Source organism: Salmonella sp. A1325, from assembly GCF_056991255.1.
In genome coordinates this window covers 73,376-84,686 of the sequence record NZ_JAMLWO010000011.1, presented here as the reverse complement: position 1 = coordinate 84,686, position 11,311 = coordinate 73,376, and the positions used below count along the sequence as shown (strand labels likewise).

Sequence of the window (11,311 nt, the reverse complement as noted above, 5' to 3'; positions counted from 1 at the left end):
AATGACCTGGCCTACAGTCAACGTCAGTCAGAAAAACCGCTTCAACGGCACAACGAACGACGTCGAGCGCGTCATCCTCTTTGTGGGTTACGGCGACACTAACATCGGGAAAACCCAGTCGCTGAATACCGGCAGCGATCTGGATAAAGCCCTGGGAGACAAAGACAGCCCGTTAAAAAATATGGTGGCCGCAGCGGCCAATAACGCCGGTCAGAACTGGTTTGCTTACGTGCATGTGCTGGCAGAGCCAGACAATGGCGCCGAGGGCTACAAACCAGACGAAGACTGGATGAACGCGGTTAAACAGGCCCAGAGCGTGGCATCCGTGGAAGGGGTTGTCCTGGCTTTTGATACCACCGACAAGGGCACCATCAACCGTGCAACGGAAATGCGCGTCACCTTACAGGCCAGTTTCGGGCGTTTTATCTGGTTTGCCCTTGCTGTGGGTGGGCCGGAAAAGGACGAAGCGTGGAGCGACTATGTGACGCGCCTGGCGGGACTCCAGGACGGTATTGTATCGCCTGGGGTGCAACTGGTACCGCGTCTGTGGGGTAACGAACCCGGCGTCCTGGTCGGTCGCTTGTGTAACCGTTCGGTGACGGTGGCAGACAGCCCCGCCCGCGTTGCAACCGGCGCAGTCACCGCGCTGGGGCGCGATGGCCTGCCGGTGGACGGGACGGGCGCAGAAATTGATCTGGCCGTGTTGCAGTCTTTGCAGGCGAACCGCTACAGCGTGCCGATGTGGTATCACGATTATGACGGCATCTACTGGGCTGACGGTCGCACCCTGGACGTTGAAGGCGGTGATTATCAGGTGATTGAAAACGTGCGCGTGGTTGATAAAGCCTCCCGCCGTGTCCGTTTGCGTGCAATCCCTAAAATTGCCGATCGTTCGCTGAACAGCACACCGGGCAGCATCGCCGCGCATGAAACCTATTTCGGCAAGCCGCTGCGTGAAATGGCGATTTCAACCCAGATCAATGGCGTCGAATTTCCGGGCGAAGTGAAGCCACCAAAGGACGGTGATATCACCATCACCTGGACCAGTAGCGAAGCGGTACAGATTTACCTTGTGGTTCGACCGTATGAGAGCGCGAAAGAAATCGGCGTCAGCATCGAACTGGACACCTCACTGGAGAGCTAATCAATGACTGAACGTATCAGCGGTGGATCGTTCGATGTGAACTACGACAGCATCATGATTCACGTCGAAAACGCCACCGTCACCATTACGGACAACAGCGCCGTTGCGCAGTCGCGTGGCATCCCTAACGGCCACACGAAAGGGTCCGTTTCGGCGGATGTGGAAGTCGAAGTTGATTCCCAGAACTTTAAAAAGTTTACCGCTGTGGCCCGCGCCGCAGGTTCCTGGCGGGCCATTCCGGCAAAGGACTTTTTGTTCTACGCCAACGCCGGGGACGACGAAGAAAAAATCGAGGTGTTTGGCTGCGTTCCAACGCTGTCCGACATCGTCAACATCAACCCCAACGAGGCCAGCAAAACCACGAAGAAAATTAAATTCATGGTGACAAGCCCGGACTTTGTCGCGATTGACGGCGTGCCGTACCTGTCAGCCCGCGACACTCGCGATTTGAAAGGCTGACACGATGATGAACGGAGAAACGTCACTACTTGAAAAGCTGTTGCTTATCGGGGCCGTGATTGGCCTGGGGCAACTGATGGTCAGCAATGAGCGAATCACAACCCGCCTGCTGGTCGGGCGGATGATTCTGGGATCTGCGGTCGCACCGCTGGCCGCAATCCCGCTGCTGAAATTCCCCGATATGCCGGAACTGGTCGTCATTGGGCTGGCCTGCGCCCTGGGCATTCTGGGAAGCGCGTTTATTGAGGCGGGGTTAAAGCGCTGCCTGGACATGTATATCAAGCGATGGGGGAACAAGCGCAATGAAACTGAGTGAAAAACAGCAACTTTTCACGGTGATGATCGCCAACCTGATTCATTTTGCCGAAGAAAAGGGCTATCGCCTGACGTTTGGCGAAGCGTACCGCACGCCAGAACAGGCCGCGCTTAACGCAAAAAAAGGGAGCGGCATTGCTAACAGCCTGCATACCCAGCGCCTGGCGGTGGATTTTAACCTGTTTGTTAATGGCGAGTACCAGACCAACAGCGCCGCCTATCGCCCCCTGGGCGAATACTGGGAATCTATCGGCGGATCGTGGGGGGGCCGTTTCAGTAAGCCGGACGGGAACCATTTCAGTCTTGAGCATAACGGGGTTCGCTGATGCGCAATTTGCTGGGTCTTTTGCTGATTCTGGTCGCTGCAATGTCAGCGGGCTGGCAGGCGCATGACTGGCACGACGCAAAGCTGAAACTCGCTGCCAGTGAAGCGGCAGAACAAACGCGCCAGATTGTTGTTGAGGTGACGCAACAGTCTGGTGAAGCGCTGGAAGCAAAACTCGCGGAGCTGAGGGCCAATGAAATTCACACGGAACGGGTTATCCGCACGGAAACCATTAAACCGGTTTTTAGCAATGTTTGTGCTTCTGATGATTACGTCCGGTTGTTCAACGAAAGTGCAGATCAAGCCGAACGAAAATTATCAGGAAAACCAGCTGACACTTTGCCCGGTCACGTTGCCACGTCTGGCCGGACCGACCGGAAATGACTTTGACGCGGCGCTGACAGCCTACCGGCAGATGTATACCGACTGCGCCGCCCGACATAACGCCCTGGTGGGCATCATTCGACAACGTAAGGAATTAGCACAATGAGTAAACCGAAAAAAATCGCCATGACCGTGGCGGGCGTAAATCTGAGCTTTGAGCCGAATAAAACCGCGTTTAACAACCTGCTTAACGAAATGACCATGACCAATAAGGTTGCCCCTATGGTGACGTATCTGGGCCGCATTGTTGATGCCGAGTGTAAAGAGGCGCTTAACAAGCTGATGGAAGATTATCCGGGTTGCGAAATGCAGATCGTCGAGAAGGTTAACGAGATTTACTCCCCAAAACTTGAGATCGAAGTAAAAAACTGACGGCGCGGGTGGCGGCCATTCGCACAAATGCCCTGGAGCAATACCTTGCCCTGCGCCGCTACTACCTCCCGCACGAAGCCGACGACGAAGAAAGCATCGCCCGCGCCCTGTGGCTGGACGAGTATTTCGCCCAGACCCGCGCCAGCAAGACGGCGGAAGGGATAGCCATCGCATTTAACGGAAACTGATATGAGCCACCTGGATTTTACCCTGAGCCTGATTGACAAGCTGACGCGGCCGTTAAAGACGGCCCAGTCTTCGCTGTCCGGCTTTGCTGAAAAATCGCAGGCGTCTTTTACAAAAATCGGGATCGGTGCGGCGGCTGTCTGGGGCGTGGCACAGTCCATCGCGGGCGTGGTGGGTCCGGCGTATGAGATGAACGCCGCACTTGCAGAAGTGGGTTCCAAAGGCGTGGCAGAGGATGCGCTGAAACGTCTGTCCGGCGAAGCCATGCGATTCAGTATGCGCTACGGCAAAGGGGCCGTTGATGTGGTCCGGTCAAGTTACGCGATGAAAGGCGCAATGGCGGGCCTGTCCGATATGGACCTGCCCCGCGTCACCATCGCGGCCAATACCCTGGCGGCAGGCGTCAAGGCCAGCGGCGAAGAGGCGGGCGAATACATCGGCGCAATGGCGTCACGTTTCAACGCGGAGTTGTCCAGTCTGGGCCATGTGCGTTTTGCCGAAGAACTGGCAGGAAAAACGGCGTACATGGTGCAAAACTTCGGCGTGAAAATGCAGACCATGCAGGAGCTTATCGAGGGGACGAAAAGCGCCGGTGCTGACTTTGGCGTCAGCCTGGATGAACAGTTCGCCGTCCTGGGTACGCTTTCGCGCACGCTGGGTACTGAGGCCAGCGGGATCTACGAGCAGTTTTTACGCAGCGCCCCGGCTGCCGCTGAAAAGCTGGGTATGAGCTTTGTCGATGCCACCGGCAAAATGCTGCCGATGGGTGACATTCTGCAAAAACTCCAGAGCAAATACGGGCAGAGCATTGAAGGGAACGTCAAGGCACAGCAGGCGCTGGACGCCGCGTTCGGTGGCGGTGCTGACGTTATCAAAAAGCTTTACGGCCAGCAGGATAAATTAAACCGCAGCATTACCGAGCTGGGCCGAAATGACGGGATGAAACGCGCCCAGGAAATGGCCGAACGAATGGCCGAGCCGTGGGAGCGTATCAAAGCGACATTCTTTGCCATTCGCGTGGCGATTGGTAACACGCTGATCCCTATCCTGTCGCCGCTGATGAACCGTATTGCCGACGTGGGGGCAAAATTTGCCCGCTGGCTTGATATGTTCCCGAATATTGCCCGCTGGCTGGGTTACATCACCCTGGGCGTGCTGTCCTTCGGGCTGGCCGGGGCGGCGGTCAATATCGTGATGGGGGTCTTTGGCTTCACCATGACGGGGCTGGCCGCAATCACTAAGGTGCTGGGCGGTGCATGGAAACTCCTGTTATGGACGCTCAACCTGTTGCGTCCGTCCCTGCTGACAACCCGCATTGGTCTGGCCGCATTGTGGATCCAGTCAAAATTACTGGCGCTGTGGACGGGTGTCTGCCGCATCGCGCTTGCTGCATGGAATATCGCGTTAAAGGCCGGGGCCATTGCCATGCGGGTTTACGGTGCGGCGACCATGTTTGCCGGGGCTGCAATGCAATTCCTGATGAGTCCGATCACCCTGATTATTGCCGGACTGGCGCTTCTGGCCGTGGGGGTCTGGTATGTCGTCACCCACTGGGAAGAACTGGCGGCAGCGATCATGGATACGGCGGCTTTTGCCTGGGTGATGTCCGTCGCTGAACAGGTGGGCCAGGTGTTTGCGCAGGTCTGGCAATCCATCACTGACGGCTGGGCCGTGGTGGTTGATTTCTTTGCTGGTCTTTCCCCGCTCGCCACCTTTGAAGGGTTCGCACAGACCATCGGCGGGGTATTCAGCAAACTTTTTGACGTCCTCAAAAATACCTTTGCGTCTACCTATAACTGGATTGTTGAGAAGTTAAACAAGATCCCCGGCGTCAATATCGACCTGAAAACCGTTTCGCCACCGGCAGCGGCTGCCGTTCCGGCAAACGCGGTCATTCCTGACAGTGCTGCAGGTTCGTCGAAGCTGAACAGCCCGTCCGTGCTGACGGGGAACCGAATTAATGCAGACATCCCACGCGGCGGCCTGATGAGTCAGGTTAAAACCGACAGCAAAACCGCCGTGGATAACCGTAAATCGTGGGGCGATACCTACATCAACGCCCCCAATGGAATCACCCCGGCCCAGCTGGCTGAATGGCAGGAGCTTAACGCAGGATGAGTACCGAACCGTTATACATCGACCTTTTGATCACTGACGGTGATTTCACGCTGGACAGCGGCAACGAGCCGCGCCGTTGCGATAACCGCGACAGCATCACCCAGGACATTATTCACAGCATTCTGGAAAGCGGTATCACCACCCGCCTGATCGGTGAACGCAGCCCGACAATGCGCGGTGACGTGCTGACGCAACTGTCCTTACTGGTGGAAAGCGACGAACGTCTGGTCCCCGGCACCATAGTGATCACCGAAGAAACCCTTTCGCGGTTGTATATCACGGCGGAAACCTACGATTTCGGCCCTGTCAGTACAGAGGTTAACTATGACTGAGAAACCCGACGTTGATTTTGAAAAGGTACTGAATGACAGCGGGATGCCCGCGACAGAGGCCGAAATTACGGCAGCGTTTAAAGCCACCGTGCAGGCGGAAGGGTTCGTCACAAATACGTCGAGAATGTCACCTTTCTGGCGACTGATTTCGAAGATTGTCACCACGCCGGTGTTATGGCTGCGTGCGGCGCTGATCGATGTGGTCCTGCGCAATATGTTTGTTGCGACGGCCACCGGTCCCATGCTGCGCCTGCTGGCCTGGGCGGTCCATATTGTGCCTAAACCGGCCAGCGCTGCCGCTGGCGTGCTGCGATTCTACAAGCTGAACGCGGCGGATGTGGTCGTCGTGCCAGCCGGAACCCTGGTGCAAACAGAGCGCATTAACGGCGTGGTTTACGTACTGGCCGTGAATGAAGACGTGACGCTGCCTGCCGGGGTTGAAAGCGGGCTGGTTCCCGTCACGGCGACCGGCACCGGCAGCGGCTATAACCTTGCGCCCGGCTATTACCGGATCTTACCTGTTGCGGTGGCCGGGATCGCCAGTGCGGTCAATGAGGACGAATGGCTGATTACGCCAGGGGCTAACGAGGAAAGCGACGACGAGCTGCGCGACCGCACCCGCAACCAGTTTAATCTGGTGGGGAATTACCATTCTGACGCTATCTACCGCAGCATGATTGCCAGCGTACTGGGCCTGAGCGTTGATCGCATTTACTTTTTGCACGATGCCCCGCGTGGGCCAGGTACGGCAAATGCTTACCTGTTGCTGGACAGCGGCGAAATATCACAGCCCTTTATTGATGCGGTTAACGATTATGTGAATACCCAGGGCCACCACGGACACGGTGATGATCTGCAGTGTTATGCCATGCCGGAAACCAGCCACACCCTGGCGGTTACGGTCTACGTCAAGAGCGTGGAAAACATGGAAGCGGAAGACCTGAGCGCGTTAAAAACCGGTATTACCGACCTGATTCGTTGCGCGTTTCGCGAGAACTCCAATTACGACGTTAAAAAGACGCAGCCCTATTCGCGCTATTCCTTTTCGAATCTGGGCCGCGAGATCCACAAGGCTTTTCCGGTTGTCGACTCACTGCATTTTTCACTGACGGATATTGTCAGCGAACTGTCGGTCCCGCGCCTGTCAGGGTTAACGGTGGAGATTGAAAATGACTGAGTTTTCGAAGTTGCTTGCCGGTCTGAAATTGCCGTCGTGGCTGAACAAAGGCGACCCCGCAAGGCTGCTGCGGGCCTGCGTGAAGTTCTGGTCGCAGGTGTACGGGTGGGTAACCTGGCCGTTAAAGCAATTTGACCCGCTGGTCTGCCCCGAACCGCTGTTAAACCTGATTGCCTGGGAACGCGACATCGATCGGTTTAAGGGGGAGCCGCTCGACATCTTCCGCAAACGGGTGAATTACGCATTTATCAATGCGCAGCAGGCCGGAGAGGTGGCGGGATTTATTGCCATTTTTGAGCGACTGGAGATTGGTTACGTTGAATTACTGGAGCGGCAGGACGGACTCGACTGGGACGTGATTGTTGTTCGTGTGACAAACAGCCAGATTGCGGAAAATGGAGATCTCCTGCTGGAAGTCATCCGCAAATACGGGCGCACATGCCGCCGTTACCAGTTTGAAGTGATCGCCACCCTGCCGCTGAATATCAATATTGGCTGGTATCAGGGGGAATATATTTGCTGGCCTGCCACCCTGGGCGATGTGAATAACCTGTCCGAAGCAACGTACAGCGCAAGTTTGAAGTAGAGGAAAGACCTATGTCACAGGCTGTTATTACAAAAGTATTTTCAGAATGGAAAGCCCAGCAGGCAATTAATAATCAGCCCGTCACGCTGGATGAATTTATTTTCGCGTATATTCCGGGGCTGGATGCTGATAAGCCGATTGATAATACCGAGACAACGCCCGCAGCGGATAAAATTGTTTATCGTCAGGCAGTGAGCAAATCCGGCGTTGTGAATGAAAATTCTGTCGTTTATTCCGTCACCCTGGGGGCGGATGTGGGCGATTTTGATTTCAACTGGATCGGACTGGCAAATAAAGCCACCGGTACACTTGCGATGATTATTCATGCCCCGACCCAGCGTAAAATCAAAAATGCGAACGGCCAGCAGGGAAACGTTCTGGTCCGTTCCATGTTGATGGAATACAGCGGAGCCAGGGAAGCAACGGAAATTACCACCCCGGCAGAAACATGGCAGATTGATTTTACTGCCCGTCTGGCGGCAATGGACGAGCGCCAGCGCCTGGAAAATATCGACATCTTAGGGGCGGCGGCGTTTTTTGGTGACGGCTATCTGGTCGGGAAAAGCGGGAATCAGTTTTATGTGACCAAAGGTACCGGCTATGTGGCAGGGCTGCGCACAACGCTTGCAGAAAACCTGAATATTACCGTGACAACCAGGCCGGTCAAAGTCTGGCTGGATGTATGCTGGACAGGAACGCTTACCAGCGCGTGGGGTGTGCAGTCCCGCATTACGGTCGCTGACAACCTGGCGGATTATGTGCAGAACGGCGTACAGCATTATGTGTTTGCAATGGCGGGTATTGATGAAAACGGCAATATTACGGATTTACGCCCGAAAGGGACGCTGAATGAGCAGCAGGCCAGCGATGCGCTGAGAAAACATGAACAATCCCGTAATCATCCGGACGCCACAACCCGCGAAAAAGGGTTTGTGCAGTTAAGCAGTGATACGAACAGTGAGTCGGAATCACTGGCCGCAACGCCGAAAGCGGTTAAAGCGGCTATGGATAATGCGAACGGGCGTGTCCCGTCAGACCGTAAGGTCAATGGGCATCCATTATCCGGGGATATCACCCTGTGGGCGTCAGATGTGAAGGCTATTTCCGCCGATGCCATTGGACAGATTACCGATAACGGCACGATGGCATCAGCTAATACTCCAGGATGGTGGCGGGTGGCGGTGTCGAATTCTGATACGGTCGCTGATTTTCCGACCTATCCGGATGGCAGCAAGCTGTACAGCTACGGATATATGTTTGTTGAGAAAATCGGGGAAGTCTGGTTTCAGCACTATTACGCGCATATGGGCGCGAACGCAAAGCGCCAGGACTGGGGAACGGTACCGAATACCAGCCGCCCGTGGGTTATTGACTACAACACCGCAAATAAACCTTCAGCCGGTGATGTGGGTGCATTGCCGATTACCGGGGGGCGGATTAATGGGGCTTTAGGTATTGGTACTGACAATGCACTGGGCGGTAATTCGATTGTATTCGGCGATAACGATACAGGGTTTAAGTGGCACAGTGACGGCGTTCTGGGTATTTATGCCAATAATGCCCAGGTCGGTTATATCGACAATTCCGGGCTGCACATGCTGGCAGATATTCGCGCTACTGGTGTCGTGCGTGCCGGCAACGGAAAAACACTGACGTTATCGAGTGGTAACAATTCTGCACTGAATGCTGGTTTAAGTCTGTGGGGAGGTGGAGAACGTCCAACAGTCATTGAGCTGAGCGATGAACAGGGATGGCATTTATACAGTCAACGAAATACGGACGGAAGTATTTCATTTACTGTTAACGGTATCGTCTACTGTAACGCGTTAAATATAGGTGGCGCTATTTATCAGAATAACGGTGATATCTTTGGTTCGGTATGGGGAAATGGCTGGTTAAGTACCTGGATTCACAACAATGTAGTAAAAGCGGTCAGACTTGGCCCCGTGGCGCTTTCTGGCGGTCTGTGGCGTGATTTTCAGCTTGGCGGCGGACAGGTGGTGACGGGGTTCCATACTGACGGTAGCTGGGAAATGGAAGGTGGTGATGACAAGGTTTATTACCGTCCCATTCAGTATCTGGTTGGTGATACGTGGGTGACAGCCCCAAGTGTATAAGAAGGAATAATTATGACAGCGGCAAAAAATAAAAAGAACAAGCAGTTTTTAAATATTAAAAATTTCATTCCGTATACACCGGAACCAGACGACACATTATTCGCCGGTGCGGCGCATCTACAATCAGAGGATGGTCAGGACTGGTATGCATGCCAGCAATTATTTTCAGCAGACACGCTGAAAATTACCTACGACGATAACGATGTTATTACGTGTATTACGCGCGATATTTCCGGTTTATGGCCTGCTGGCCAGAGCGTGGCGGAGCTACCTGATACGGATGAAAACCGTCGCGCTGATATTTCAGGCGGCTGGCAGTTTAAAGACAGTAAAGTCGTTCAACGGGTTTATTCGCCGGAAGAGCTGCGTAAAAAGGCGGAAGCTGAAAAAGTTCGCCGCCTTGCTGAGGCTGAATCAGCCATTGCACCACTGGCGCGGGCAGTAAAACTAAAAATTGCCACAGATGAAGAGATTAAACGGCTTGAAGCATGGGAACTCTACAGCGTAATGGTTAACCGTGTGGATACAGCTTCCCCTGACTGGCCGGAGGTGCCTGATGTGGCGTGAATCGGTTGTAAAGATTGCTGACGATATGGGGGCGCTGGCCTGTTCCATTGTGCCCGCACATCCCTGGGTTTACGGTCTGGGACAGAATACGGATTCAGGCGGTTATCTTAGTCCGGCCAATGCGATGGGATATCTTGCTAAAAAGCTGTTATCCGGTGGCGGTAGCGGTGATGTCATTGTCATGATGGTGGCGGAGAATACCCACGACGCTTTTATGCAGGGCCTGAATAAACTGTCCACCGTATTTCCGGCCCCGGTATTTACGCAGGTAAGCCGCATGGCCGCAGCCGCCGCAGAACTCAGCACGGTAAAAATGCAGTTGCCGGTTAAAGACGATGTATTGCCAGCCAGTGCGCCGTTATCAGTCTCAACCAACCGGCTGGCGCTGAATGCCCAGCGTGTTGCCGCCGCGCAGCTGGCCGCCGCAGTCAGTACCACCACAACAGATCTAAAAAATCAGGTTACGGGATTTATTCAGGAACGGGCCGGTTTGCTGTCCTCACTCAGCCAGGGACTGGAAGACTTGAAAGCCGCCAGTGCGAATATTTTTTCATTCAGTTACAGCGGGAGTTATGCCGTTGCTGCCGCTGAATTGCTGAAAGGCATCCCGCAAACAACGGCAGTGCATACCGCCGCGATGATGTTTATCGGGGATTCGTTATCTGACTTAGGGAAGATGCTACATGAGCCAGACCGCATTACTCGCGCTTGATGGTGAAGGGATCGCCATGCAAAACATGCTGGTTTCACCTTCCATGCAGTTTCAGGAAAAGGACCAGTCGGGCCAGACATCGAGTACGGCCAATGCTGAACAGGGTATCAAGGCCAAAGAGTTGCGTGTGTCGGGTCTGGTGACATTCGACGACGAAGCCGTTTTACAGCGGCTTTTCCAGTTGGCATCCGCAACCGAAGCCAGCGGAGCACTGAAAAAGTACCGCGTCGCCAATGCGACGGCAACGGCAATTAACCTTCGTGAAGCCACGTTCACCGGTCAGATTGATGCCGTACCGCAGGAGGATCGTCTTGCCTGGCAGGTAAGTTTCACCCTGCGTGAAAAAGGCAGCGTCCCGGAAAAACGGCAGGCCCGAAAAGGTAACGCGACGGCCAGCACCAAGCAAACGGGGTCAAAGGGCACGGGTTCGGCTGCCGGTGCTGATGAGCCAGCCGACAAAATGAGCTGGTTTGAAAAAAAGGTCTTAAAGCCGGTCAACGATGCGCTGGGGTAATTA

The 11,311-nt window shown here is 54.6% G+C and carries 15 protein-coding genes; all 15 read left to right on the top strand.

Annotated elements, in window-relative coordinates; genetic code table 11:
- Position 1: 1 nt before the first annotated feature.
- The gene (locus NAZ64_RS18765; RefSeq protein WP_483641009.1) at positions 2–1,144 is read left to right on the top strand and encodes a DUF2586 domain-containing protein; all 1,143 of its coding nucleotides are present in this window, start codon (positions 2–4) and stop codon (positions 1,142–1,144) included.
- Positions 1,145–1,147: 3 nt separating this feature from the next.
- The gene (locus NAZ64_RS18760) at positions 1,148–1,603 is read left to right on the top strand and encodes a phage protein (protein ID WP_000140062.1); all 456 of its coding nucleotides are present in this window, start codon (positions 1,148–1,150) and stop codon (positions 1,601–1,603) included.
- A gap of 4 nt (positions 1,604–1,607) precedes the next feature.
- Entirely contained in the window at positions 1,608–1,919 is a 312-nt protein-coding gene (locus NAZ64_RS18755; protein ID WP_023198663.1) for a phage holin family protein, read from the top strand.
- Entirely contained in the window at positions 1,906–2,244 is a 339-nt protein-coding gene (locus NAZ64_RS18750) for a M15 family metallopeptidase (RefSeq protein ID WP_023198662.1), read from the top strand. Before NAZ64_RS18755 ends, NAZ64_RS18750 begins: the two co-directional genes overlap by 14 nt.
- The gene (locus tag NAZ64_RS18745; RefSeq protein WP_023198661.1) at positions 2,244–2,627 is read left to right on the top strand and encodes a hypothetical protein; all 384 of its coding nucleotides are present in this window, start codon (positions 2,244–2,246) and stop codon (positions 2,625–2,627) included. The genes NAZ64_RS18750 and NAZ64_RS18745 overlap by 1 nt, the downstream gene beginning before the upstream one ends.
- Positions 2,628–2,729: 102 nt before the next feature.
- Positions 2,730–2,999 (top strand): putative phage tail assembly chaperone, encoded by a 270-nt coding sequence (locus NAZ64_RS18740; RefSeq protein ID WP_000042652.1) that lies wholly within the window; start codon positions 2,730–2,732, stop codon positions 2,997–2,999.
- An 8-nt stretch (positions 3,000–3,007) separates the two neighbouring features.
- Complete coding sequence (locus NAZ64_RS18735; RefSeq protein ID WP_023198660.1) at positions 3,008–3,187, top strand: DUF6890 family protein; 180 nt, start codon at positions 3,008–3,010, stop codon at positions 3,185–3,187.
- Between the two features lies 1 nt (position 3,188).
- Positions 3,189–5,303 (top strand): phage tail tape measure protein, encoded by a 2,115-nt coding sequence (locus tag NAZ64_RS18730; RefSeq protein ID WP_023198659.1) that lies wholly within the window; start codon positions 3,189–3,191, stop codon positions 5,301–5,303.
- On the top strand, positions 5,300–5,635 hold the full coding sequence (locus NAZ64_RS18725) for a DUF2590 family protein (protein WP_000102748.1): 336 nt from the start codon (positions 5,300–5,302) through the stop codon (positions 5,633–5,635). The genes NAZ64_RS18730 and NAZ64_RS18725 overlap by 4 nt, the downstream gene beginning before the upstream one ends.
- Positions 5,628–6,812, top strand: coding sequence for a baseplate J/gp47 family protein (locus NAZ64_RS18720; protein ID WP_371067244.1), 1,185 nt, complete (start codon positions 5,628–5,630; stop codon positions 6,810–6,812). The genes NAZ64_RS18725 and NAZ64_RS18720 overlap by 8 nt, the downstream gene beginning before the upstream one ends.
- Positions 6,805–7,398 (top strand): phage tail protein, encoded by a 594-nt coding sequence (locus NAZ64_RS18715; RefSeq protein ID WP_227241328.1) that lies wholly within the window; start codon positions 6,805–6,807, stop codon positions 7,396–7,398. Before NAZ64_RS18720 ends, NAZ64_RS18715 begins: the two co-directional genes overlap by 8 nt.
- Positions 7,399–7,409: 11 nt before the next feature.
- Complete coding sequence (locus NAZ64_RS18710) at positions 7,410–9,515, top strand: phage tail-collar fiber domain-containing protein (RefSeq protein ID WP_483641008.1); 2,106 nt, start codon at positions 7,410–7,412, stop codon at positions 9,513–9,515.
- A gap of 12 nt (positions 9,516–9,527) precedes the next feature.
- On the top strand, positions 9,528–10,082 hold the full coding sequence (locus NAZ64_RS18705; RefSeq protein ID WP_000122991.1) for a tail fiber assembly protein: 555 nt from the start codon (positions 9,528–9,530) through the stop codon (positions 10,080–10,082).
- Positions 10,072–10,794, top strand: coding sequence for a hypothetical protein (locus NAZ64_RS18700; RefSeq protein WP_001656603.1), 723 nt, complete (start codon positions 10,072–10,074; stop codon positions 10,792–10,794). Before NAZ64_RS18705 ends, NAZ64_RS18700 begins: the two co-directional genes overlap by 11 nt.
- Entirely contained in the window at positions 10,766–11,308 is a 543-nt protein-coding gene (locus NAZ64_RS18695; protein WP_483641007.1) for a baseplate complex protein, read from the top strand. The genes NAZ64_RS18700 and NAZ64_RS18695 overlap by 29 nt, the downstream gene beginning before the upstream one ends.
- The last annotated feature ends 3 nt before the right edge of the window (positions 11,309–11,311 follow it).